The organism is Micromonospora echinofusca (genome assembly GCF_900091445.1).
In the GTDB taxonomy this organism is placed as follows: domain Bacteria; phylum Actinomycetota; class Actinomycetes; order Mycobacteriales; family Micromonosporaceae; genus Micromonospora; species Micromonospora echinofusca.
The window spans coordinates 4,830,363-4,854,766 of record NZ_LT607733.1 but is presented as its reverse complement, the minus strand read 5'-3'; the positions used below and the strand labels follow the sequence as shown (position 1 = coordinate 4,854,766).

Annotated in this window: 18 protein-coding genes; 14 read left to right on the top strand and 4 right to left on the bottom strand. The window is 73.7% G+C overall.

The annotated features are described in order from the left end of the window. The first annotated feature begins 38 nt into the window (after positions 1-38). On the top strand, positions 39-3,650 hold the full coding sequence (gene smc, locus GA0070610_RS20630; protein ID WP_089001564.1) for a chromosome segregation protein SMC: 3,612 nt from the start codon (positions 39-41) through the stop codon (positions 3,648-3,650). Further along, positions 3,650-4,270 carry an HAD-IA family hydrolase gene (locus GA0070610_RS20625; protein ID WP_089001563.1) on the top strand — a complete coding sequence of 207 codons (621 nt, stop codon included), beginning with the start codon at positions 3,650-3,652 and terminating at the stop codon, positions 4,268-4,270. The genes smc and GA0070610_RS20625 overlap by 1 nt, the downstream gene beginning before the upstream one ends. A 28-nt stretch (positions 4,271-4,298) precedes the next feature. Here the strand turns inward: GA0070610_RS20625 and GA0070610_RS20620 are convergent, their stop codons facing one another. Both GA0070610_RS20620 and GA0070610_RS20615 read right to left on the bottom strand, forming a co-directional pair. After that, positions 4,299-4,820: a DinB family protein gene (locus tag GA0070610_RS20620; protein ID WP_089003632.1), complete on the bottom strand. Its 522-nt coding sequence runs from the start codon at positions 4,818-4,820 to the stop codon at positions 4,299-4,301. 65 nt (positions 4,821-4,885) lie between these two features. Then, positions 4,886-6,598, bottom strand: coding sequence for an alkaline phosphatase D family protein (locus tag GA0070610_RS20615; RefSeq protein WP_089001562.1), 1,713 nt, complete (start codon positions 6,596-6,598; stop codon positions 4,886-4,888). A 149-nt stretch (positions 6,599-6,747) separates the two neighbouring features. Here GA0070610_RS20615 and ftsY point away from each other — a divergent pair, with 149 nt between their 5' ends. The 7 genes from ftsY (at position 6,748) to GA0070610_RS20580 (ending at position 15,530) form a co-directional block, all read left to right on the top strand. After that, complete coding sequence (ftsY, locus tag GA0070610_RS20610; RefSeq protein WP_089001561.1) at positions 6,748-7,935, top strand: signal recognition particle-docking protein FtsY; 1,188 nt, start codon at positions 6,748-6,750, stop codon at positions 7,933-7,935. 7 nt (positions 7,936-7,942) lie between these two features. Beyond that, entirely contained in the window at positions 7,943-8,806 is an 864-nt protein-coding gene (locus GA0070610_RS20605) for an aminoglycoside phosphotransferase family protein (protein ID WP_172896564.1), read from the top strand. Positions 8,807-8,999: 193 nt separating this feature from the next. Next, positions 9,000-10,424 (top strand): ammonium transporter, encoded by a 1,425-nt coding sequence (locus GA0070610_RS20600; RefSeq protein WP_089001560.1) that lies wholly within the window; start codon positions 9,000-9,002, stop codon positions 10,422-10,424. Between the two features lie 25 nt (positions 10,425-10,449). Further along, entirely contained in the window at positions 10,450-10,788 is a 339-nt protein-coding gene (locus GA0070610_RS20595; RefSeq protein ID WP_172896701.1) for a P-II family nitrogen regulator, read from the top strand. Between the two features lie 16 nt (positions 10,789-10,804). Continuing rightward, a complete protein-coding gene (locus tag GA0070610_RS20590; RefSeq protein ID WP_089001558.1) occupies positions 10,805-13,132 on the top strand; it encodes a [protein-PII] uridylyltransferase in 2,328 nt (775 codons plus the stop codon). A 192-nt stretch (positions 13,133-13,324) separates the two neighbouring features. Beyond that, entirely contained in the window at positions 13,325-14,884 is a 1,560-nt protein-coding gene (gene ffh, locus GA0070610_RS20585; RefSeq protein WP_089001557.1) for a signal recognition particle protein, read from the top strand. Positions 14,885-14,951: 67 nt separating this feature from the next. Further along, positions 14,952-15,530, top strand: a complete 579-nt coding sequence (locus GA0070610_RS20580) for a Uma2 family endonuclease (RefSeq protein ID WP_089001556.1) — start codon at positions 14,952-14,954, stop codon at positions 15,528-15,530. Between the two features lie 66 nt (positions 15,531-15,596). On the opposite strand, the gene GA0070610_RS20575 is transcribed toward GA0070610_RS20580, so the two are convergent. Next, positions 15,597-19,145, bottom strand: a complete 3,549-nt coding sequence (locus tag GA0070610_RS20575) for a S8 family serine peptidase (RefSeq protein ID WP_089001555.1) — start codon at positions 19,143-19,145, stop codon at positions 15,597-15,599. A 321-nt stretch (positions 19,146-19,466) separates the two neighbouring features. Here GA0070610_RS20575 and GA0070610_RS20570 point away from each other — a divergent pair, with 321 nt between their 5' ends. Beyond that, on the top strand, positions 19,467-20,546 hold the full coding sequence (locus GA0070610_RS20570) for an amidohydrolase family protein (protein WP_089001554.1): 1,080 nt from the start codon (positions 19,467-19,469) through the stop codon (positions 20,544-20,546). A 13-nt stretch (positions 20,547-20,559) separates the two neighbouring features. On the opposite strand, the gene GA0070610_RS20565 is transcribed toward GA0070610_RS20570, so the two are convergent. Then, entirely contained in the window at positions 20,560-21,165 is a 606-nt protein-coding gene (locus GA0070610_RS20565; RefSeq protein ID WP_089001553.1) for a TetR family transcriptional regulator, read from the bottom strand. Between the two features lie 104 nt (positions 21,166-21,269). Between GA0070610_RS20565 and proS the strand changes: the two genes are divergently transcribed. From proS to GA0070610_RS20545, 4 genes are all read left to right on the top strand, one after another. Further along, positions 21,270-22,676 (top strand): proline--tRNA ligase, encoded by a 1,407-nt coding sequence (gene proS, locus GA0070610_RS20560; RefSeq protein ID WP_089001552.1) that lies wholly within the window; start codon positions 21,270-21,272, stop codon positions 22,674-22,676. A 110-nt stretch (positions 22,677-22,786) separates the two neighbouring features. After that, complete coding sequence (locus GA0070610_RS20555) at positions 22,787-23,434, top strand: DUF402 domain-containing protein (RefSeq protein WP_089001551.1); 648 nt, start codon at positions 22,787-22,789, stop codon at positions 23,432-23,434. 265 nt (positions 23,435-23,699) lie between these two features. Then, positions 23,700-24,167, top strand: coding sequence for a 30S ribosomal protein S16 (gene rpsP / locus GA0070610_RS20550; RefSeq protein WP_089001550.1), 468 nt, complete (start codon positions 23,700-23,702; stop codon positions 24,165-24,167). Beyond that, positions 24,142-24,402: an RNA-binding protein gene (locus GA0070610_RS20545; protein ID WP_172862164.1), complete on the top strand. Its 261-nt coding sequence runs from the start codon at positions 24,142-24,144 to the stop codon at positions 24,400-24,402. The genes rpsP and GA0070610_RS20545 overlap by 26 nt, the downstream gene beginning before the upstream one ends. The last annotated feature ends 2 nt before the right edge of the window (positions 24,403-24,404 follow it).

Sequence of the window (24,404 nt, the reverse complement as noted above, 5' to 3'; positions counted from 1 at the left end):
GGCGACGGTACGGCGGCCACCGGACGAGGATCGAGAAGGTGCATCTCAAGAGCCTGACGGTGAAGGGCTTCAAGTCCTTCGCCTCCGCGACGACGCTGAAGCTGGAGCCGGGGATCACCTGCGTGGTCGGCCCCAACGGCTCCGGCAAGTCCAACGTCGTCGACGCCATTGCCTGGGTGCTCGGCGAGCAGGGCGCCAAGGCGCTGCGCGGCGGCAAGATGGAGGACGTCATCTTCGCCGGCACCGCCGGCCGGGCACCGCTGGGCCGCGCCGAGGTGACCCTCACGATCGACAACACCGACGGCGCGCTGCCGATCGAGTACACCGAGGTGTCGATCACCCGTCGGATGTTCCGCTCCGGCGAGAGCGAGTACGAGATCAACGGCGACACCTGCCGGCTGCTCGACATCCAGGAGCTGTTGTCGGACTCCGGCATCGGCCGGGAGATGCACATCATCGTCGGCCAGGGCCGCCTCGACGGGATGCTGCACGCCAAGCCGGAGGACCGGCGCTCGTTCATCGAGGAGGCGGCCGGCGTCCTCAAGCACCGCAAGCGCAAGGAGAAGGCGCTGCGGAAGCTCGACGCGATGCAGACGAACCTGAACCGGCTCACCGACCTCACCGCCGAGCTGCGCCGTCAGCTCAAGCCGCTGGGCCGGCAGGCGGAGGTGGCCCGCCGCGCCGCCGCCATCCAGGCCAACCTGCGCGACGCCCGGCTGCGGCTGCTCGCCGACGACCTGGCCACCCTGCGGGCCACCCTGGACCGGGAGATCGCCGACGAGACCGCGGTGCGTGAGCGGCGCGAGCAGGTCGAGGCCGAGCACACCGAGGTGCAGGCGCGGCTGGCCGAGCTGGAGGCGGCCCTCGCCGAGGACGCGCCGCTGCTGGCCGCCGCCCAGGACACCTGGTACAAGCTCTCCGCCCTCTCCGAGCGGTTCCGCTCCGTCGAGCAGCTCGCCCGGGAGCGGCTGCGGCACCTCAGCGCCACGCCCGACGACGAGCGCCCCGGGCGCGACCCCGACCAGCTGGAGGCCGAGGCCGAGCGGATCCGCGAGCAGGAGGAGGAGCTGCGCGGCGCGCTCACCGACGACCAGATCCGGCTGGCCGAGGCCGTCGAGCACCGCCAGGAGCTGGAACGGCAGCTCGCCGCCGCCGAGCGCGAGCTGGTCGCCGCGGCCAAGGCGATCGCCGACCGCAGGGAGGGCCTGGCCCGGCTGACCGGCCAGGTCAACTCCGCCCGCGCCCGCACCACCAGCGCCGGCGAGGAGATCGAGCGGCTCGCCACCGCGCACGCCGACGCGCTCGCCCGGGCCGACCAGGCCCAGGCCGAACTCGACGCGGTCGCCGAGCAGTCCACCGAGGCGGACCGGGACAACGCCGACCTCGACGCCCGGCACGCCGAGGCGGTCGCCGCCCAGGAGCGGGCGCAGGCCACCGTACGGTCGCTGACCGACGCGGAGCGCGCGGCGGAGAAGGACGCCGCCACCTGGAAGGCCCGGGAGGAGGCGCTCGCCCTCGGCCTGCGCCGCAAGGACGGCGCCGGGGCGCTACTGGCCCGCGCCGACGAGGTCCCCGGCCTGCTGGGCAGCCTGGCCGGGCTGCTCACCGTCGCCCCCGGGCAGGAGGCCGCGCTCGCCGCCGCCCTTGGCGGGCTCGCCGACGCGGTCGCGGTCAGCGGCGTCGACGAGGCGGTCGAGGCCATGCGGCTGCTGAAGATCTCCGACGCCGGCCGCGCCGGCCTGCTGGTCGGCAGCCCCGCCGGGCCGGGCATGGACGCCCCGGTCGACGCGCTGCGGCCGAAGCTGCCCGACGGCGCCCGCTGGGCGCCCGACCTGGTGGAGTGCTCCCCGCAGATCCGCCCGGCGGTACACCGGGCGCTGCGCGACGTGGTGCTGGTCGACGACCTCGCGGCGGCGGCCGAGGTGGTCGCCGGCAACCCGGAGCTGCGCGCGGTCACCCCGGACGGCGACGTGGTGGGGGCGTACGCGGCGGCCGGCGGATCGGCCAAGGCACCCAGCTTCATCGAGGTGCAGGCCGCCGTCGAGGAGGCCCGATCGAACCGGCTCGCCGCCGAGCAGACCGGCGCGGAGCTGCGCGAACAGCTCGTCGACGCCCGCGCCGAGGTGGCCGCCGCCAAGGAGACCGTGCAGCACGCCGCCGCCGCCAAGCGGGAGGCGGAGAGCCACCGCAACGCTGCCGCCCGCCGGCTGGCCGAGCTGGGCGCGGCGGCCCGCTCCGCGAAGGCGGAGACCGACCGGCTCGGCGAGTCCCGGGCCCGCGCCGAGGCCGCCCGGGAGCGGGACCTGCTCACCCTGGCGGAGCTGGAGGAGCGGCTGCGGCTGGCCGAGGAGACGCCGGTCGACGCGGAACCGTCGACCGAGGAACGCGACCAGCTCGCCGCGATGGTGCCGCAGGCACGGCAGAACGAGATGGAGGTCCGGCTCGCGGTGCGTACCGCCGAGGAGCGGGTCTCCTCGATCGCCGGCCGCGCGGACTCGCTGCGCCGGCAGGCCACGGCCGAGCGGGCCGCGCGGGAACGCGCGGCGGCCCGGCGCGCGGCCCGCACCCGGGGCGCGGGGATCGCCCGGGCCGTGGCGGGCGGGGCCCGGGAGGCCCTCACCCGGCTGGCCACCTCCATCGCGACGGCCGAGGAGCACCGCGACGCCGTGGCGCGCGAACGCGCCGCCCGCGAGGCCGAGCTCCAGGAGGTACGCGGCGCGGCCAAGCGGCTCGGCGCGGAGCTGGAGCGGCTGACCAGCCAGGTGCACCGCGACGAGGTGGCCCGCGCCGAGCAGCGGCTGCGCATCGAGCAGCTGGAGGCGAAGGCCGCCGAGGACTTCGGGCTGGACGTGGAGACCCTCGTCGCCGAGTACGGCCCGACCCAGCCCGTCCCGCCCACCCAGGCCGACGTGGCGGCGGCCGAACGCGACGGCCTGCCGGTGCCCGAGCCGGTCCGCTACGAGCGGCCGGTGCAGGAGAAGCGGGCGGCCAAGGCGGAACGGGAACTGGCCCTGCTCGGCAAGGTGAACCCGCTGGCCCTGGAGGAGTTCGCCGCGCTGGAGGAGCGCTACAAGTTCCTCTCCGAGCAGCTGGAGGACCTCAAGGCCACCCGCCGCGACCTGCTCACCGTGGTCAAGGACGTCGACGACCGGATCCTGGAGGTCTTCGCCAGCGCGTTCGAGGACACCGCCCGGGAGTTCCAGCAGGTCTTCACGGTGCTCTTCCCCGGCGGCGAGGGGCGGCTCGTGCTCACCGACCCCGACGACCTGCTCACCACCGGCGTCGAGGTCGAGGCCCGCCCGCCGGGCAAGAAGATCAAGCGGCTGTCGCTGCTCTCCGGCGGCGAGCGTTCGCTGACCGCGGTGGCGATGCTGGTGGCCATCTTCCGGGCCCGGCCCAGCCCGTTCTACATCATGGACGAGGTGGAGGCGGCGCTCGACGACGTCAACCTGGGCCGGTTGATCACGCTGCTGGCACAGTTGCGGGAGAAGAGCCAGCTCATCGTCATCACGCACCAGAAGCGGACGATGGAGGTCGCCGACGCCCTGTACGGCGTGACCATGCGCAACGGGGTGACCCAGGTGATCAGCCAGCGGCTCAACCGGGCCGACGGAGACGAGCGGCGTGACCGCGGCGAGGAGAACGAGTAGTGGGTCGGGAACGGGCGACGGCGCTCCTGGTGGACTTCGACGGCGTACTGCGCCGGTGGGACCCGGCGGTGGCCGCCGGGGTGGAGCGGGAGTACGGCCTCTCCGAGGGCGTGCTCACCGAGATCGCCATGCAGTGGGGGCGGCTCCAGCCGGTGCTGACCGGGCGGGTCAGCCACGCCGACTGGATGAGCAGCGTGGCCGACGCGCTGGCCGACTCCGTGGGCGGCCCCGAGCGCGCCCGGGCCGGCGTGGAGCAGTGGCAGCGCTACCGGGGCGAGGTCGACCCGGAGGTGCTCGCCTTCGTCCGCGAGGCGCGGTCCGGCGGCATCCGGATCGGGCTCGGCACGAACGCCACCGACCTGCTCGACGCCGACCTCGCCGCGCTCGACCTGACCGACGAGTTCGACGCGGTGGTCAACTCGTCCAGGATCGGGGTCAACAAGCCGGCGAAGGAGTACTTCCAGGCGGCCTGCGCGGCCCTGGAGACCCAGGCGGGCCGGGTCCTCTTCCTCGACGACGAGGACTGGGCGATTCGGGGCGCGCGCGTCGCCGGCCTGTCGGCGCTGCGCTGGAGCGGCCCGGCCGACCTGCGGTACGCGCGGGCGGCACTGGCGTACTGACCGGCTGAGCCGTCCACCCCGGCGCGGGCTACTCGCCTGTGACGCCGTCGATGCGTTCGCGGATCAGGTCGGCGTGGCCGTTGTGCCGGGCGTACTCCTCGATCATGTGCACGTAGGCCCAGCGCAGGTTGAACGTGCGGCGCTTCGGGCCGACCTCGGTGAAGGTCTCGTCCAGCGACCGGCCGGCGGTGGCGGCGCGGGCCAGCGCGACCTCCCGGTGGAAGGTGGCGAGGTCGGCCTCGGCGTCGGCGGTGCTGACGTCGTGGTCGGCGTCCGGGTTGTCGGGCGTGAAGTAGGGGTAGTCGACCTGCTGGCCGGCGAAGTTCTCCCGGAACCACCAGGCCTCCACCTCGGCCAGGTGCCGGACCAGGCCGAGCAGGGTGAGCCCGGAGGGCTCGACGCTCGGCGTGCGCAGTTGCTCGGCGGTCAGCCCGGCGCACTTGAGCAGCAGGGTCTGCCGGTGGTAATCCAGCCAGCCCTCCAGCATGGTGCGCTCGTCGCCGACGTAGGGCTCGGGGGTCCGGGTGATCTCCGGTGCTCTCCAGGTCATGCCGATCATCCTGGCGGGCACCCCCGACAGTCCGCGACCGCTTATCCAGGCGCCAGACCGCCCGCTCACCCGCCGGGGGTGAGGCGCTGGCGCATCACCTCGCGCAGGTGGCCCTCGCTGGTGGTGCCCTCGATGGTCACCTCGGCCGTCCGGCCGGCGTGCACCAGCGTGGCGACGGCGTTGCCGAAGTACGGCCCGGCGAGCCGCTTCCATCGCAACGGTGGGCGGCGTACCCCGGCGGTGCGGGCGAGGGCCCGGGTGGCCCCGGACGGCCCGGACGACCAGCCGAGCTTCATCAGCGGGCGCATCCCGGCCGGGACCTGGTTGTGGATGGGCGAGCAGGTGAGCTGGTGCACCGGGGTGACCACGCTCCGGTCGTCGAACCGGGCCCGCGCCACGTACGAGTGGTGCACGTCGCCGGAGAGCACGCTGATCGACGCCGGTGGCGCGTACGCGGGGCCGGCCCCGACGCGCTCGCCGGGCTCGCCGGGGGTGCCGCTGCCGAGGCGGGCGAAGAGGGCGCCGAGCGCGTCGAACGAGCGGCGGAACGCGGCCCAGTGCTCCAGGTCCAGCCCCCGGCGCAGGTTCTCGGCCAGCCGGGCCACCCAGGGCCGCCGCGAGTCGGCCAGCTTCTCGTTCCACGCCTCCACGTGGTGGATGCCCGGCGGCAGCAGCCAGGGCAGGGACGCGCCGACCACCAGGTGGTCGTAGACGCCGTGGGCCCGGTCGAGGAACCACGACCACTCGCCCGGGGGCAGCATCGCCCGCTGGCCCGGCTCCAGCACCCGGCTGCACCGGTTGTCGAGCATGACCAGCCGGGTCCGGCCCAGGTCCAGCGCGTAGCTCCACTGGTACTGCACGGCGCGCCACCGCTCGGTGTCGTGGGCGAGGTCGGCCTCGGTGTCGACCCGCTGCCCGAACTCGCGCAGCACGCCGGTGGCGTCCTCCGCCGCGACGACCTTGGCGTAGACCGGGTCGGCGGCGATCTCGTCGGGGGAGAGGTTGCCCAGGTGCTGGTAGACCCAGTACGAGGCGAGGCCGCTGGTGATCCGCTCCGCCCACCACGGCTGCTCGCGCATGTCGGAGCGCCAGGAGGCCGAGGTGTTCCAGTCGTCGATGACCTCGTGGTCGTCGAAGATCATGACGCTCGGCACGGTGGAGAACAGCCAGCGGATCTCCGGGTCCCGCCAGGATTCCAGGTAGAGCTTCGTGTACTCGTCGAAGCTGACCACCTGGTCGCCCGGCGCGCCCTTGGGCCGCCGGCGGCGCCGCTTCAGCAGCCGCCGGACAGTGGGCGACGTCACGTCCGCGTAGACCTGGTCGCCGAGGAGCACGAGCAGGTCGGGCAGGTCGGTCGCGTCCGGGTCGGCCATCAGCCGCCGGGCGTACGCGTCGAGCGCGTCCGGGGGCAGCCGCCGGGTGGTGGCGTGCTGGGTGGTCTCCCGGCAGGAGCCGAAGACCAACCGGACCGGCTGGTCGAGGTCGTCGGCCGCCCGGGTACGGATCACGCTGGGCGGGAACTTGCTCTTCGGCACCGGCCAGGCGACCTCGTCGTCGATCAGCACCTCGTAGGTGGTGGCGCTGTCGGGGGTGAGCCCCTCCACCACGACGAGCGCGTAGTGGTGCTCGTACGCCGAGAAGGTGGGCGCGGTGCCGCCGGCGCCGTCGGCGGTGCGGACGGTGACCACCGCGGGCGCGCTGGTCTCGACCCAGACGGTGGCCCGCGTGCCCACCACCCTGCGGAGCAGCGGGCCGATGAGCAGGTGTGCCGCGGGCATGGTCGACCTCCAGATGAGCGGACTTCATCTTTACTACCCGGCCGGCGGTCGCACCACTGCTGGCTGTGACCGAGCCTACCGCCGGCTTCCCGCAGGCGGCCGGGAGCGGTGGCTGGGACAGCTTCGCCGGCATCTGACAGGATTCCGGCATGACCGAATACCTCCTCATCGCGCTCGCCCTGCTCGGCGTGCTGATCCTTGGCGGCATCGGGCTGGTCGTGCCGCGGCTGCGCCGGCGACCGGAGCCGCCGCTGCCCGAGACGGAGGTCGAGACCCGGGCCGAGGAGGATCTCGCCGGCCCGCCGGTGGAGGCGCCGGAGGCCGAGTTGTCCACCGGGATCCTGGTGGAGCCGCCGGTCGTGGAGGCCCCGGCCCCGGTGCTGGAGGTCCCCGAGCCGACCGCCGGGCGGCTGGTCCGGCTGCGCTCGCGGCTGTCCCGTTCGCAGAACGCCTTCGGCAAGGGCCTGCTCGGCCTGCTCAGCCGCGACCACCTCGACGAGGACGCCTGGGAGGAGATCGAGGACAGCCTGATCACCGCCGACGTCGGCATCGACGCCACCCGGGAGATCGTCGACCGGTTGCGCGAGCGGACCCGGGTCCTCGGCACCCGCTCCGCGGGCGAGCTGCGCGCCCTGCTCGCCGCCGAGCTGGTCAACGCGCTCGACCCGACCCTGGACCGGTCGCTGCGGACCGCGCCCAAGGACGGCGTGCCGGCGGTGGTGCTGGTCGTCGGCGTCAACGGCGCGGGCAAGACCACCACCTGCGGCAAGATCGCCCGGGTGCTCGTCGCCGACGGGCGCACCGTGCTGCTCGGCGCCGCCGACACCTTCCGGGCCGCCGCCGCGGACCAGCTGGAGACCTGGGGCGGGCGCGTCGGCGCGGAGACCGTCCGTGGGCCCGAGGCGGCCGACCCGGCCAGCGTGGCCTTCGACGCCGTCAAGCGGGGCATCGACACCGGCGTCGACACCGTGCTGATCGACACCGCCGGCCGCCTTCAGAACAAGATCGGCCTGATGGACGAGCTGGGCAAGGTCAAGCGGGTGGTCGAGAAGCACGGCCCGATCGACGAGACGCTGCTGATCCTCGACGCCACCACCGGGCAGAACGGGCTGGAGCAGGCCCGGGTCTTCACCGAGGTGGTCAACGTGACCGGCGTCGTGCTCAGCAAGCTCGACGGCACCGCCAAGGGCGGCATCGTCATCGCCGTGCAGCGCAAGCTGGGCATCCCGGTCAAGCTGGTGGGGCTCGGCGAGGGCAAGGACGACCTGGCCCCGTTCGACCCCGCCCAGTTCGTCGACGCGCTGCTCGGTACCGAGCCGCTCGCCCGGGACGCGTAACCTCGCAGTGACGACCGACGATCGCGCCTACGCCGGGTGGCGCGACCCCAGCCACCCGTCGCCGCGCCTCGGGAGACCGTACGTGACTTCGCAGGAGATCCCGCTGCACGGCGGGAACGTCAGCACCGTGGTCCGGGTGGGCGACACGGTCCGGCGCAACGCCGGGCCGTGGACGCCGTCCGTGCACGCCCTGCTGCGCCACCTTGAGTACGTCGGGTTCACCGGCGCTCCCCGCGCGCTGGGCATGGACGAGCGCAACCGGGAGGTCCTGTCATACCTGGAGGGGGAGTGCGGGGAATATCCGCTGGCCCCGCACTGGGTCACCGACGAGGCGCTGGTGACCGTCGCCACCATGCTCCGCATGTTCCACGACGCCCAGTACGGCTTCGTCCCGCCGCCCGGGGCGGTGTGGCGCTCGTTCGGCCCGCCGCCGCCGGACACCGAGGTGATCTGCCATCACGACGCCGCCCCGCACAACGTGATCTGGCGGCCGGACGGCACCCTCGGGCTGATCGACTTCGACCTCGCCTCGCCCGGCGCCCGGATCTACGACGTGGCGTACGCGGCCTGGACCTGGGTGCCGATCTTCTCCGACCGGGACTCGATCACGCTCGGCTGGAAGCACCCCGACCGGCCCCGCCGGCTGCGCCTCTTCGCCGACGCGTACGGGCTGATCCCCCGGGACCGGCACCGGCTGATCCGGACCATCCGCAAGCGCATCGTGGACCACGTGGAGGGCATCCGCCGGATGGCCGCCGCCGGCGAGCCGGCCTTCGTCCGGATCGTGCACAAGGGGCACCTGCGCCGGCCGATGCGCGACCTGCGGCTGCTCGACTACGAGCGCAACGCCCTGGAGTACGCGCTGCGCTGAGCGGTCGTGCCGTCGGCCGCGCCGGCCGGCGGTGAGGTCCTCTTCACACGTCCGAAACAACCCGTCACAGTTCGGAAATCGACGGGTGACGCTGGGGGAAACAGGAGGCGAGCAGGCTTCCGCGCATCCGGCGTACGGGCGACGCTGCCCCGGAAGCCGTGAAGGAGGGAACTTCACCTTTTAGGAGGCCAGCGTGCCTGAGGCACCCACGATCGATTCCGGCAACACCGTCTGGTTGCTGGTGTCGACGGCGCTCGTGCTGCTCATGACGCCCGGACTGGCGCTGTTCTACGGCGGCCTGAACCGGGCCAAGGGTGTACTGAACATGATGATGATGAGCTTCTCCGCTATCGGGCTCATCTCCGTTCTGTGGTGGTTCTACGGCTTCAGCATCGCCTTCGGCAGCGATGTCAACGGGCTCTGGGGCGACCCGGGTGCCTACCTCGGCACCAAGACCTTCCTCGCCGAGACCGACCTCTGGGGCGCCACGGCCGACAACCCGAGCGGCATCGGCGTCCCGCTCTACGTGTTCATGGCCTTCCAGATGATGTTCGCCGTGATCACCGTCGCGCTGATCAGCGGCGCGGTCTCCGACCGGGCGAAGTTCGCCGGCTGGCTGCTGTTCGCGTTCGGCTGGGCGACGCTGGTCTACTTCCCGGTCGCGCACTGGGTGTGGGGCGGCGGCATCATCGGCGGCGACCTGCACGCGCTCGACTTCGCCGGCGGCACCGCGGTGCACATCAACGCCGGCGCGGCGGCCCTGGCCCTGGCGCTGGTGCTGGGCAAGCGGCTCGGTTGGCCCCGGGAGGGCATGAAGCCGCACAACATCCCGCTCGTCGCGCTCGGCGCCGGGCTGCTCTGGTTCGGCTGGTTCGGCTTCAACGCCGGTTCCGAGCTCACCGTCGACTCGGTCGCCGGCCTGGCCTTCGTCAACACGCAGCTCGCCACGGCCGCCGCGGTGCTCGGCTGGATCGTCGTCGAATGGATCAAGGACAGGAAGCCGACCCTGGTAGGCGCCTCGTCCGGCGCCGTCGCCGGTCTGGTCGCCATCACCCCGGCCTGCGGCTTCATCGCGCCGTGGGCGGCGGTGCTGCTCGGCCTGGTGGCCGGCGCGGTCTGCGCGCTGGCGATCAGCCTCAAGTACAAGCTCGGCTACGACGACTCGCTCGACGTGGTCGGCGTGCACTTCGTCGGCGGCTGGATCGGCTCGCTCTGGCTCGGCCTCTTCGCCACCAACTCCGTCAACGGCGCGATCGGCGACGTGATCGGCGCCTCCGACGGGCTCTTCTACGGCGGCGGGGTCACCCAGCTCGGCCGGCAGGCACTGGCCGGCCTGATCGTCACCGCCTGGTCCTTCGCGGTGGCCTGGGTGCTGGCCTTCGCGATCGAGAAGACGATCGGCTTCCGCCTGCGCGCCGAGGACGAGGTCGACGGGATCGACATCGCCGAGCACGCCGAGAGCGGCTACGACCTGTCGCCGGCCGCCGGCAGCGGCGGGGGCAGCGCGTTCGCCATGGCCGGGCTGACCGGCGCCAAGCCGCCGACGGCACCCGCGCCCGCGGAGTCGACCGAGCCGGCCGCACCCGCCGCGCCGGTCGACGAGAAGGTCGCCGGTTAACGTTCCTGGGATGGAGGGGTTGGACATGAAGCTGGTGACCGCGGTCATCAAGCCGTACCAGCTGGACGCGGTGAAGGAGGCCCTGCACGCCCTCGGCGTGGCCGGCCTGACCGTCAGCGAGGTCCAGGGGTACGGGCGGCAGAAGGGGCACACCGAGGTCTACCGGGGTGCCGAGTACACGGTCGAGTTCCTGCCCAAGATCCGGGTGGAGGTGCTCACCGACGAGATGGACGTCGACAAGATCGTGGACGCCGTCGTCGGCGCCGCACGGACCGGCAAGATCGGCGACGGGAAGGTCTGGGTGACCGCCGTCGAGGAGGTCGTCCGGGTCCGTACCGGCGAGCGCGGCCTCGACGCGCTCTGACCGGGCGCCGACCGACATGACCTCGTCGACCAGGAAGGACGCGTCGGAACACACCGGCGGCGCCGGACTCCTGGTCGACGAGGTCGTCGGCGTCGGGGAGGCGGCGCGGGCGGCGCGGGCCGACGCGTACGACCGGTGGTTGCGCGGGCTGCTGCCCCGGCGGCCCGGGGTGGCGCTGATCGCCGTCGGCGGGCTGGGCCGCCGGCAGTGCGCGCCGCACGGCGACCTCGACCTGGTCCTGCTGCACGCCGGGGTGCCCGGCGTGGACGAGCTGGCCGCCTCCGTCTGGTATCCGGTGTGGGACGCCGGACTGCGGCTGGACCACTCCGTCCGGACCGTCGCCGAGGCGCTCTCCGTCGCCCAGGACGACGTGAAGGTGGCCCTCGGGCTGCTCGACGCGCGGCTGGTCGCCGGGGACGCCGCGCTGGCGGACACGCTCGTGCGTACCGCCGTCGACCACTGGCGGCGGACCGCCGTGCGGCAGCTCCCGGCGCTGCGCGAGATCACCGCCGCCCGCTGGGCGGCCCACGGCGAGCTGGCGTTCCTGCTGGAGGGCGACCTGAAGGAGGCGGCCGGCGGGCTGCGTGACGTGGGCATCCTGCGGGCGGTCGCCACCGCCGGGATCACCGACGCGCTGCGCCCCGCCGTCCGCGCCGCGCACCTGCGGCTGCTGGACACCCGCGACGCGCTGCACCGGCAGGTCGGCCGCCGGGTCGACCGCCTGGTCGCCCAGGAGCGCGACGGGGTGGCCGCGCTGCTCGGCCTGCGGCACCTTCCGCCGTCCGAACCCGCGCGGCCGGACCCGCCCGACGCCCCGTGGGGGGCCCGGGTCGTCGGCGACGGCGACGCGCTGCTGCGCCGGGTCGCCGGGGACGCCCGGACCGTCGGCCACGCCCTCGACGACGCCTTCCGCGCCGCCGACCGGCTGCGCTCGGGTCGCCGCCGGGGCGCCGACGGGCGGCCGCTGCGCCGACCGGTCGCCCGGGACGTCGTCGAGCACGACGGCGAGCTGGTGCTGGCCCGCACGGCGATCGGGGCACGCCCCGACCCGAGCCTGTCGCTGCGGGTCGCCGCCGCTGCGGCCGTCACCCGGCTGCCGATCGCGCGGGCCACCTGCGAGTGGCTGGCCGCGTACTGCCCGCCGCTGCCGGCGCCGTGGCTGGCCGAGGCCCGGGCCGCGCTGATCACCCTGCTCGGCGCCGGCCCCGGCCTGGTGCCGGCCTGGGAGACCTGCGACCGGTACGGGCTGATCGAGGGCTGGCTGCCCGAGTGGACGCGGCTGCGCAGCCTCCCGCAGCACAACCCCGTGCACCGGTTCACCCTCGACCGGCACCTCGTGCAGACCGCGTACGAGGCCAGCCGGCACACCCGCGAGGTGGACCGCCCCGACCTGCTGCTGCTCGGCGCCCTCCTGCACGACGTCGGCAAGGGGCTCCCGGGCGACCACAGCACCGTCGGGGCGCCGCTGGCCGAGGCGGTGGCCGCCCGGATCGGCCTGCCCGCCCCGGAGGTGGCGCTGATCGGCACGCTGGTCCGGCTGCACCTGCTCCTGCCCGACGTGGCCACCCGGCGGGACCTCGCCGACCCGGTCACCATCGCGGGCGTGGCCGAACGGGTCGGCGACCCGGCCACGCTGGACCTGCTGCACGGTCTGGTGCGTGCCGACGCCGCCGCCACGGGGCCGGCCGCCTGGTCGCAGTGGAAGGGCCGGCTGGTGGCCGAGCTGGTCGCCCGGGTGCGGACCGCGCTGGACACCGGCGTGCCGCCCGCCCCGCCCGCCCCCGACCCGGCGCTGCTGGCGGGGCCCCTGCCGGTCGTACACCTGTCGGCCGACCGGGTGGCGGTGGCCGCGGCGGACCGGCGCGGCCTGCTCGCGACGGTGGCCGGCTGCCTGGCGCTGCACCGGCTGGAGGTGCTCTCCGCCGACGCCTCGACCGTCGACGGCCGGGCCCTGGTCGAGTGCCGGGTGCAGCCCCGCTACGGGCTCGCGCCCGACCCGATCGCCCTCGGCGCCGACCTGCGCCGCGCGGTGAACGGCGACGTCTCGGTCACCCAGCGGCTGCGCGGCCGGGCCCTGGCGGCGCGGGCCGGCGGGGCCGCGCCACGGGTGGTGTGGCACCGGGAGGCGGCCACCGACGCCGTACTGCTGGAGCTGCGGGCCGCCGACGCGGCCGGCCTGCTCTACCGGGTGACCTGCGCCCTCGACGAGGCCGGCGCCCAGGTGCGGGCGGCCCGCATCTCCACCCTCGGCGGGGACGTCGTCGACGCCTTCTACCTCGTCGGCGGCTGGCCGGCCGAGGCGGACCGGGCCCGGCTGGAGGCCGCGGTGCTGGCGGCGGTGTGAGAAGGGGGCCACGGCCGGCCCCGGGGGAGTCCGCCCAGCGCCTTGGCCCGGGCGCGCCGTGGCCCGCGTCGGTCGCCCCGGCTGTGCCCGGCCCGGAGCGGCCGTGCGGCCGGCCGGCTACCCTAGCGGTGGCCGGACACCTCGCCCGGTCGCCGATGTGCCTGCCGGAACACTGACAAACGGGATGTTCGCGTGTTTGACACCTTGAGTGACCGCCTGTCCGGGATCTTCACCAAGCTCCGCGGCAAGGGTCGGCTCACCGACGCCGACATCGACGCCACCGCGCGCGAGATCCGCCTCGCGCTGCTGGAGGCGGACGTCGCGCTGCCGGTGGTCAAGGGCTTCATCGCCAACGTCAAGGAGCGGGCGCGCGGCTCCGAGGTCTCCCAGGCGCTCAACCCGGCGCAGCAGATCATCAAGATCGTCAACGAGGAGCTCGTCAACGTCCTCGGCGGCGAGGGGCGGCGGCTCCAGTTCGCCAAGCAGCCGCCGACGGTGATCATGCTCGCCGGCCTCCAGGGTTCCGGCAAGACCACCCTCGCCGGCAAGCTGGCCCGCTGGCTCAAGGCCCAGGGCCACCAGCCGCTGCTGGTCGCCGCCGACCTCCAGCGCCCCAACGCCGTCGGGCAGCTCCAGGTGCTCGGTGGCCGCGCCGGCGTCGAGGTGTACGCCCCCGAGCCCGGCAACGGCACCGGCGACCCGGTGCAGGTGGCCCGCGCCTCGATCGAGCACGCGAAGCGGGCCGCCCGGGACATCGTCATCGTCGACACCGCCGGCCGGCTCGGCATCGACGCCGAGATGATGCAGCAGGCCGCCGACATCCGCGACGCGGTCGACCCGGACGAGGTCATCTTCGTCATCGACGCGATGGTCGGCCAGGACGCGGTGCGCACCGCCGAGGCGTTCCGCGACGGCGTGGGCATCACCGGCGTGGTCCTCTCCAAGCTCGACGGCGACGCCCGCGGTGGCGCCGCGCTGTCGGTCCGGGAGGTCACCGGGCAGCCGATCCTCTTCGCCTCCACCGGCGAGAAGCTGGAGGACTTCGACGTCTTCCACCCCGACCGGATGGCCAGCCGGATCCTCGGCATGGGCGACGTCCTCACTCTGATCGAGCAGGCCGAGCAGGCCTTCGACACCGATCAGAAGGAGAAGATGACCGCCAAGCTGATGGGCGGCGAGCAGTTCACCCTGGAGGACTTCCTCGACCAGCTCATCGCGGTCCGGCGGATGGGCCCCATCGCCAACGTGCTGGCCATGATGCCCGGCATGGGGCAGATGAAGGACCAGCTCGCCGAGGTCGACGACAAGCACTTCGACCGGGTCACCGCGATCATCCGGTCGATGACCCCCGCCGAGCGCACCAACCCGAAGATCATCAACGGCTCGCGCCGGGCCCGCATCGCCAACGGCTCCGGCGTCACGGTGATGGACGTCAACCAGCTGCTCAACCGCTTCGCCGACGCGCAGAAGATGATGAAGCAGATGGGCGGCATGATGGGCCTGCCGGGCGGCGGCCGGCGCAAGGCGACCAAGTCGCCGAAGAACAAGCGCAAGGGCACCAAGGGCGGCAACCGGCCGCGCGCCGGGGCGGGCGCCGGGATGCCGGGCGGTTTCCCGGGCGGCATGCCGCAGCTCCCGCCGGGCATGGACCCGAACGACCTGGCCGCCGGCCAGGGCCTCCCGCCGGGCTTCAAGCTGCCGAAGATCGATTTCAACAAGCTCGGCAAGGGCGGCGACGGCCGGCCCCGCTGAGGCGTGTCGCTGACCGCGGGTGACATGATCCTTGCCTAGGGTGATGTCGCCCCTGGAAGGAGGAGTCATGACCGTGGCACCCATCCTGCCCGAGCGGTCGGAGTGGACGGTCGACGACCTCGGTGACCTGCCGAAGGACCTTCCGTACGAGTTGGTCAACGGAAGGTTGATCGTGCCGTACCCCACCGCCGTGCACCAGGACCTGTGCGTCGAGCTGCTGCTCGCGCTCCGGGTCAACTGCCCCGCCGAATACCTGGTCAGCATCGACCTGTCGATGCGCATCGACCGCCGCAACGAGCCGCGCCCCGACGTGGTCGCCATCCGCCGCGAGCACGCCGACCGCTCGCCCGTCCCCGTCGAGGACGCGCTGCTGGCCGTCGAGGTCCTCTCGCCGACCTCCACGTTCCGCGACCTCTACGACAAGGCGAAGGTCTACGCGCACGCCGGGGTGCGGACGTACTGGGTGGTCGACCCGCTGCACGAGCGGATGACCCTGACGGAGTACACGCTCGGCCCCACCGGCGAGTACGAGGTGCTGACCCACACCGAGGACCTCTTCGTCACCGAGCGGCCCTGGAAGGTCTCCGTCGACCTGCCCGCACTGACGACGCGGCGGGCCGGGCTACTGGCGCGTGACGAGGGCTGAGCGCCCTGCGGTCCACACGGACGGGGCCCGGCCGTCACCGGCCGGGCCCCGTTTCTCGTACGACCGTCAGGACAGCAGGTCCGGCCGGTCGGTGACGCGCAGCGCGTTCACGATCGGCACGCTGTAGCCCTTGTGCGTCACGAACCGCACGTTGAGCTGGCCGTCGATCACCCGCACCGTGTACGTCCGGCTCAGCGCGGCGTAGCTGCCCACCTCACCGGCCACGTCCAGCGACGGCAGCACCTCCTGGCCCTCGATCAGCACGTCGAAGACCCGCCGGTCCGGGTACTGCCGCTTCACCTCGGCGAAGTCCAGCTCCACCGTGTAGTGGCCGTCCGCGAGACCGTCGACGCGGTACTCGTACATCCCCTCCCGCTGGCTGGCGAAGCGGGCCGGGTCGTTGGTGCCGGTGATCGGGGTGCTGGTCGTCCGGCGGCTGGAAGTGCCGAGGTAGCCGGCGCCGCCGGCGGCCCAGGCCCGGTCCGGCGACCAGGTCTGGCCCTCGACGTCGGCGCGGGCCGACGTCGCACCGGCGTCGATCGCCAGGGTGGTGCGCGGCACCACCAGGGTGACCGGGACGTCCAGGACGGGCTGGCGTCCGCTGGCCGAGGAGATCCGCAGCTTGGCCTGGTGGAAGCTGCCGGGGGCCAGGCCGGCGGTGCTGGTCGCCACGCCGACGGTGTGCCGGCCGCCGCTGCCCAGGGTGACGGTGGCACCCGACAGGCCGAGCCAGCTGACGTCCTGCGGCGTGCCGTCGGAGTTCAGTTCGGAGACCGTGACGTCGGTGTCGAGCACCCCCGTGTTGCTGAGGGTGATCTGTCGGCTCCGGGTCTGCTCGGCCCCCGAGACGACGGTCAGCTCGCTCGTCGGGGTGCCGACGCGTGCGGTACGCAGCGCCGCCGAACGGACCTCGGCCGCGCCGGCCTGCACCGCCACCGAGCCCGACGCCGCCTCGTAGTGCTGCTTGTCGATGGCGAACTCGACCGTGCCGGCGGGGGCCTGGATCAGGTACGTGCCGTCGGCCTCCGTGGTCTGGGTGGCCGTCGCGTCGCCCACCCGGGCGGTCACGGTGGCCCCGGCGACCGGGCGCCCGTCGTTGGCGTCGGTGACCACACCGGAGAGCACTCCGCTGCGGGTGGCGCGGAACGTGATCGCCGTGCCGTCGGCGACCGCCTGGGCGTTGTACGAGTACTCGAAGCCGACGGTGCCGTCGACGTTCTCCAGGCCGATCGTCGCGCCGGTGCCGGTCTCCGCGCCGTCGCCGTCGATGTCGGCGTACCGGTAGGTGATCGAGCCGTCCTCACCGATGGCGGCGCTGAAGGTCAGCCGCATCGACCGGTCGGCGAAGATCGACACGTTGCGCCACTCCACCACGAAGGTGCGGCGCGGCGCGGCACCCGTGACGGCCGTGTAGACCCCCGAGTCCTCCTCCACGTAGAGGTCGTCCCAGAACGGGAAGAGCGCGAGGTCGGGGTTGGTGGTGTTCGGCAGGGCGGTGTTGAGGCGGCTGGTCGACGAGGTGCCGAAGCCGAGCACGCCGTTGGTGCTCACCCATGCCTGCCGGTAGGAGTTGCCGTAGAGCGGGACCCGGAAGGGCAGCGTGACGGGGACGGACCTGTTGTCACCGGTCAGCGTCTCCAGCAGCTGGGTGCCGGCGACGAACGAGCCACCGGCCGGGCCGCAGGCGTACCCGAAGGAGTCGACCCGGTCGGGCAGGGTGACGTCCAGGACGGTGTCCGCGCCGACCTGCGCCGACCTGGTCACCTCGTCCGAGCAGCGGTACGTGTGCGCGAAGCGGACGTCGTACGTGCCGTGCGGCACGGTCACGGAGTAGCGGCCGTCGGCGTCGGCGGTGGCGGTGAGCGGGGTGCCGAGGACGGCGACGGTGGCGCCGCCGGCCGTGCCGTTCGAGGTGCGCACCGTGCCGCTGAGCGTGGCCGAGGGGGCCGCCTCGAGGGCGACGTCCGCGTCGACCGTCTGGTTCTCGGTGATCGCCACCGAGGTCGTTGCCGTGGTGTAGCCGAACTTGCTCACCGAGACCGTGTAGCTGCCCACCATCAGCCGGTCGAGCGCGTACGAGCCGTCGGCGCCGGTGCTGGTGACGCGGGTCATCGGGCCGGTGACCGTCACGTCCGCCCCGGCCAGCGGGTTGCCGCCGGAGGTGACCCGACCGCCCAGCGCGCCGAGGGCGCCCCGGGGGGTGGCGTCGACCGCCGCGTACGCGTCGAGCCGGCCCTCGCCGAAGACGTTGTTGTCGTCGACGGTGCCGCCGCAGGTGAGCGCGTCGACGTCGATCGCGGTGTCGTCGAGGATGCGCTTGGTCTCGGCGACGTCACCCTGCAGGGCCGGCGAGGCCGACCACATCAGGGCCACGGTCGCCGCGGTGTGCGGGGAGGCCATCGACGTGCCGCTGAGCGCCGAGTAGCCGCCCGGCACCGAGGAGCGGACGTTGGCGCCCGGCGCGGCGATGTTCGGCTTGATGTCGCCGTTCTCGCCGGTGCCCCGGCTGGAGAAGCTGGCGATCGCGTTGTTCACGTCGAACGCGCCGGAGCTGTAGCTGATCGTGTACGACCCGGGGCTGCCCGAGGTGTTGCAGCTCGGGCCGCTGTTGCCGTTGGAGAAGGCCGGGAAGATGCCCGCGGCCACCCACGACGAGACGATCTCGGTGTACCACGGGTCGTACGCGCTGGAGCCCCAGGAGTTGTTCACGACGTCCGGGGCGAGGTCCGGGCGCGGGTTGGCGCCGTTGAGGTCGGTGGGGGCGACGATCCACTGGCCGGAGGCGAGCAGCGACGCTCGCGAGCAGCCGCTGGTCTCGCAGCCCTTGGCGGCGATCCAACGGGCGCCCGGGGCCACGCCGATCACGTTGGCGCCGTCCGAGCCGACCATCGTGCCCATGGTGTGCGTGCCGTGGTTGTTGTTGTCGCACGGGGCGTCGGTGGGGCAGACGTCGGCCGGGTCGAACCAGTTGTAGTTGTGGTCGAGGGTGCCGTCACCGTTGCGCCCCCGGTAGCTGGCCGCCACGGCGGGGTGGGTGACGTCGACGCCGCTGTCGATGTTGGCGACCACGATGCCCTCGCCGCGTACGTTCAGCTCGTTCCAGACCCGCGGCGCGTTGATCCGGTCGATGTTCCACTCGGTGGCGTTGGTGGTGGGGACGGTCTCGCCGGGCAGCGGCTTCGGGATCTCGACCGGGTCGTCGGCGAGGATCTCGGCGACGTCGGTGCGCACGGCGAGGTCACCGAGCAACCCGGCGTCGCCGGTCACCCTGATCGCGTTGACCAGCCAGAACGGGGTGAACTCCGCGCCCTTGCGGGCCAGCATGGCGCGCAGGCCGGCCTGGCTGCGCTCGGCGTGGGCGGTCTTGGTGCGGTGGACGTGGGCGGCCTTCTCCGTCTTACCGCGCAGGCTGGCCGCGCCGGACAGGTCGGCCTTGCTGTCCAGGAAGACCCAGTAGCTGGCCCTGCCCTCGCGGGCGAGCCGGGTGGTGACCTTCCCGTCGACCTTCGCGGCCACCGCCCTGCCCTTCGTGTCGGCGGAGTCCGGTGCGGCGGCGGCCGGCGCCGCGGTGCCGATCGGCAGGGTGAGGCCGACCGCCAGGCCGACCGCGGCCATTCGCCATCGTCGTGGTGACACTGTCCCGACGCTCCTTTGGGGTGAGGCGACACTGTGGACGCCCGTGTCCGGACGCCTGGGAGCATCCTGGTGACGAAGGATCTCTTCATCAAGACATGCGTAAATAAAGAAATCTGTCAATCGACCGTTCGTGTCGCCCGGTGGCGGTAGGGCTACGCAGTGCAGTCGAGGCCGGCCGCGCCGAGTGGGGCCGGGCGCGGCCGGCGGACCGGCGGACCCGCTGCACCCGGGCGTCCCCGGCCCGTGCCGACCGGGAAGAATGGCGGACGGACCGCCCATTTGCGCGCAGACGGAGGACGCATGGCCTGGCACGTACGCGGCGTGGTGCTGCCCGACGACGAGGTCCGTGACCTGTGGCTGGTCGGCGACCGGGTCACCTTCACCCCGGTGCCCGGCGCGGAGACTATCGCCGACGGCGGGTTCGTGCTGCCCGGTCTGATCGACGCGCACTGCCACATCGGCATCGCCCGCGGCGGCGCCCCGGTCACCTCGCTCGACCAGGCCCGCGAGCTGGCCCGCGTCGATCGGGACGCCGGGGTCCTCGCCATCCGCGACGCCGGGTCGCCGTACCCGTACCCCGAACTCGACGACGAGCCCGACCTGCCGCGGCTGGCCCGCGCCGGCCGGCACGTCGCGCCGCCGAAGCGCTACCTGCGCGACATCGGCGTCGAGGTGGGGGCGGCGGAGGTGGCGGCGACGGTGGCAGCGCAGGCGCGCGCCGGCAACGGCTGGGTGAAGCTGGTCGGCGACTGGATCGACCGGGGGGTCGGCGACCTGGCCCCCGCGTGGGACGCCGACACCATGACGGCCGCCGTCCAAGCCGCGCACGCCGCCGGCGTACGCGCCGCCGTGCACACCTTCTCCGAGTCGGCCGTGGAGATCATGGTGCGCGCCGGGGTGGACTCGGTGGAGCACGGCACCGGCCTGAGCCTGGACCTGATCGACGAGATGGCCCGCCGGGGCACCGCCCTCGTCCCCACGATGATCAACATCCGGACCTTCGGCGGGATCGCCGAGCAGGCCCGGGAGAAGTTCCCCGGCTACGCCGAGCACATGCTCGCCCTGCGCGACCGCTTCCCCGAGGTGGTCCGTTCGGCGCACGAGGCCGGCGTGCCGATCTTCGTGGGCACCGACGCCGGCGGCGGCATCGACCACGGCCTCGCCGCAGAGGAGATGCTGCTGCTGCACGAGCAGGCCGGCATGTCCACCACGGAGGTGCTCGCCGCCGCGTCCTGGCGGGCCCGCGAGTGGCTCGGCTTCCCCGGGCTGGTCGAGGGCGGCCTGGCGGACCTCGTGGTCTACGCCGAGGATCCGCGCGCCGACCTGCGCGCCGTACGCGACCCCGCCCGCATCGTGCTGCGCGGCCGCGTCGTGCGCTGACCCCGGCGGCCGGTCAGCCGGTCCCGTCGCCCCGGGTGACCGCGTGCGCGAGCAGGAACACCGCCAGGTCTGCGAGGGCGGCGGCGGTCTGCGCGACGGGGGCGCCCGGGAGGACGATGTGGCTGATCACCAACCGGACGACCGAGTCCGTGGCGAAGGCGACCGCGTCCCGGTCGGCGCCCGGCAACACGCGGTCGGCCCACTCCAGCAGCACCTCGGTGGCCTCGGTCAGGACCAGCTCCGACCGGGTGGTGAGGTAGGGCAGCAGCTCGTCCGAGCCGCCCCGGGTGCTGGTCAGGACGGCCTTGATCAGCGGGTCGTTGGCCGCCTCCACGAGGGTGTGCGAGATGGTGGCGTGCGCGGCGGCCCGGACGTCGTCGCCATGGGCGTTCAGCAGGGCGCGAACCGCGCCCACGAACCGGTCGACCTCCCACCGGGCGAGCGCCTCGGCCAGCCCCGCCTTGGTGCCGAACTCGTTGTAGACCGTCTGCCGGCTCACTCCCGCCGCGCGCGCGACGGCACCCATCCGGACGCCGTCCCAGCCAGTCGCGATGGTCAACGCCCGGGCGGCCTCGACGATCGCCTCCCGCGAACGGATGCCCTCCCTCACGTCACCCATGGTGGTCGAATCCTACGACCCGCCACACCGGCCGGCACGGCGGACACCGGCGACGTCGCGCCCGATGGCGTCGTCCCTTCGGCCGACGCATAGGATGTGCGGTCATGGCACGCGTGCTCACTCCCCGTGCGGAGGACTTTCCCCGCTGGTACCAGGACCTGATCGCCAAGGCGAAGCTGGCCGACAACGGCCCGGTCCGGGGGACCATGGTCATCCGACCGGCCGGCTACGCCATCTGGGAGCGGATGCAGGCCGAGATGGACGCCCGGATCAAGGCGGCGGGCGCGGAGAACGCGTACTTCCCGCTCTTCATCCCCGAGAGCTACCTCAAGCGTGAGGCGGAGCACGTCGAGGGCTTCTCGCCGGAACTCGCGGTCGTCACCCACGGCGGCGGCAAGCAGCTCGCCGAGCCGGTGGTGGTGCGCCCCACCAGCGAGACCGTCATCGGCGAGTTCATGGCCAAGTGGATCGACTCCTACCGGGACCTGCCGCTGCTGCTCAACCAGTGGGCCAACGTGGTCCGCTGGGAGCTGCGCCCCCGGATCTTCCTGCGCACCAGCGAGTTCCTCTGGCAGGAGGGGCACACCGCGCACGCCACCCGGTCCGACGCCCGCGCCTACGCGCGCCGGATCCTGCACGAGGCGTACGAGGACCTGATGGTCAGCGTGCTCGGCATCCCGGTGGTCGTCGGCCTGAAGACGGCCCGGGAGCGCTTCGCCGGGGCCACCGCCACCTACACCTGCGAAGGCATGATGGGTGACGGCAAGGCCCTCCAGCTCGGCACGAGCCACGAGTTGGGGCAGAACTTCGCCAAGGCGTTCGACATCAGCTACTCCTCCGCCGAGGGCGGCCGGGAGCACGCCTGGACGACCTCCTGGGGCACCTCCACCCGCATGCTCGGCGGCCTGATCATGTGCCACGGCGACGACAACGGCCTGCGGGTGCCGCCGAAGCTGGCGCCCGTGCAGGCGTACGTCATGGTGGTCAAGGACGGCGAGGGCGTCGGAGAAGCGGCGGCCAAGCTGCGCGACGCCCTGCGCGACGCCGGGGTCCGGGTCGCGCTCGACGACCGCACCGACACCCCGTTCGGCCGCCGGGCCGTCGACGCCGAGCTGCGCGGCTATCCCGTACGCGTCGAGGTCGGCCCCCGCGACCTGGCCGCCGGCAACGCGGTCGTGGTCCGGCGCACCGACGGCTCGAAGTCCCCGACGCCGGTGGCCGACGTGGTCACCGCCGTGCTGGCCGCCCTCGACGCCGACCAGCGGGCCCTGCACGACCAGGCGCTGGCCCACCGGCAGTCCCGCACCGTCGAGGTCTCGACGCTGGCCGAGGCCATCGAGGCGGCGGCCACCGGCTGGGCCCGGGTGCCGTGGTCGGCGGTCGGCGTGCAGGGCGAGGCGGAGGCGAACGGCCAGGGCGTCACCGTGCGCTGCCTGCTGCGCGCCGACGGCTCGGTGCCCGACTCCGAGGACGAGCCCGACCTGGTCGCCATCCTGGCCCGCGCCTACTGACCGACCCGTACGCCGCACGGCCGGTCCCGCCTCGCGGGGCCGGCCGTGCGCGTCCCGGCGCCCGCGGGTCGACGGGGCGGGAGCCCGCCGGGCGCCGGTAGGGTCGGGGCGTGAGATTCGAACCTGGGCGGCTGATCGTGCACCGCAACGTGCGGCGGGGGCGGATCGGCTGGGCCCGCACCGCGCGCGTGGTCAGCGACGACGACCGGGGCCTGCTGCTCTGGGTGCCCCGCGACGCGCCGGTCGCGAGCGAGGTCACCGAGGCCGGGCTGGGCATGCGGGCGGTGCCGTTCACCGAGTGGATCTCCTCGTCGTACGGGCTGGCCACCGGCCGGTGGGACGGCCCGTCCGTGCTGAAGTTCCTGCCCGCCGGGGCCGCCCACTCGGTGTGGTGGTTCCGCGACGCGCACGACCGCTTCGCCACCTGGTACGTCAACCTGGAGGAGCCCGGGGTGCGCTGGGACGACGGCACGCTCGCCGGCGTCGACATGGTGGACCAGGACCTCGACGTGCTGGTGCGCCCCGACCGCAGCTGGGAGTGGAAGGACGAGGAGGAGTTCGCCGAGCGGCTGGCCTTCCCCGACCACTACTGGGTGCCCGACCCGGACGCGGTGCGGGCCGAGGGGAAGCGGGTGATCGCGCTGGCCGAGGCGGGGGAGTTCCCGTTCGACGGCACCTGGTGCGACTTCACCCCGCCGTCCGACTGGCTGGTCCCCGACGAGCTGCCGCCGGGCTGGGACCGCCCCCCGGTGCGCTGATCCCGCGCCCGCCGCAGTCGGCCGGCGACTGTGCTTTCGGTCACTTCCGCCGCCGCGCGGGTGACCGGGGGCGGTCCGGTGTGAGAGATCCGGGCCGGATCTGGCAGAATGGCTGGCTGGTATCCGGCGCGCGTCCGGCGCCCTCTAACCCGGGCACGTCGCCAGTCCACCGAGCAGTCTCCGGCCCAACCCCACTGTGCCGGTCGACACTCACCCGTGCACCGCCCGTTCGGGCAGGTGAGATCGCAACAGGAGCGAAACAACTGTGGCCGTAAAGATCCGGCTCCTGCGGATGGGCAAGATCCGCAACCCGCAGTACCGCATCGTCATCGCCGACTCGCGCACCAAGCGCGACGGCCGGGCGATCGAGTTCGTCGGGGTCTACCAGCCGAAGGAAGACCCTTCGGTGATCGAGGTCAAGTCGGAGCGGGTCCAGTACTGGCTGTCCGTCGGCGCCCAGCCGAGCGAGGCGGTGCAGCGGCTGCTGGAGCTGACCGGTGACTGGCAGAAGTTCAAGGGCCTGCCGGCCCCGCCGCCGCTGAAGGTCGCCCCGGAGCGGGTCGACCGCACCGCGGCGTACGAGGCCGAGGCGAAGGCCGCCGCCGGGCTGGCCGAGACGCCGGCCAAGCCGGCCAAGAAGGCCGCCAAGGCGGAGGCTCTGGCCGAGGCGCCGAAGACCGAGGCTGCGGCCGAGGCCCCGGCTGCCGCTGCCGACGCCGGTGAGCAGGCCTGACATGCCTCTGCGTCCGGCCTTGGAGCACCTGGTCAAGGGCATCGTCGACCACCCCGATGACGTACGCGTCCGGATGGTCGACTCCCGTCGGGGCAAGCGGCTGGAAGTCCGCGTGCACCCGGAGGACCTCGGCACGGTGATCGGGCGGTCCGGGCGGACCGCCAAGGCGCTGCGCCAGGTGATCGGCTCCATCGGCGGGCGCGGTGTGCGCGTCGACATCGTCGACTCGTACTGATG

Bases quoted from the DNA above. Each gene is read 5' to 3' on its own strand.
- GA0070610_RS20590 (WP_089001558.1), top strand. From the start codon at position 10,805: ATGACCTCGTCGACCAGGAAGGACGCGTCGGAACACACCGGCGGCGCC.
- proS (WP_089001552.1), top strand. From the start codon at position 21,270: ATGGCACGCGTGCTCACTCCCCGTGCGGAGGACTTTCCCCGCTGGTAC.
- ftsY (WP_089001561.1), top strand. From the start codon at position 6,748: ATGACCGAATACCTCCTCATCGCGCTCGCCCTGCTCGGCGTGCTGATC.
- GA0070610_RS20620 (WP_089003632.1), bottom strand. From the start codon at position 4,820: ATGACCTGGAGAGCACCGGAGATCACCCGGACCCCCGAGCCCTACGTC.
- GA0070610_RS20570 (WP_089001554.1), top strand. From the start codon at position 19,467: ATGGCCTGGCACGTACGCGGCGTGGTGCTGCCCGACGACGAGGTCCGT.
- GA0070610_RS20595 (WP_172896701.1), top strand. From the start codon at position 10,450: ATGAAGCTGGTGACCGCGGTCATCAAGCCGTACCAGCTGGACGCGGTG.
- GA0070610_RS20580 (WP_089001556.1), top strand. From the start codon at position 14,952: ATGACCGTGGCACCCATCCTGCCCGAGCGGTCGGAGTGGACGGTCGAC.
- GA0070610_RS20565 (WP_089001553.1), bottom strand. From the start codon at position 21,165: ATGGGTGACGTGAGGGAGGGCATCCGTTCGCGGGAGGCGATCGTCGAG.
- GA0070610_RS20615 (WP_089001562.1), bottom strand. From the start codon at position 6,598: ATGCCCGCGGCACACCTGCTCATCGGCCCGCTGCTCCGCAGGGTGGTG.
- GA0070610_RS20575 (WP_089001555.1), bottom strand. From the start codon at position 19,145: ATGGCCGCGGTCGGCCTGGCGGTCGGCCTCACCCTGCCGATCGGCACC.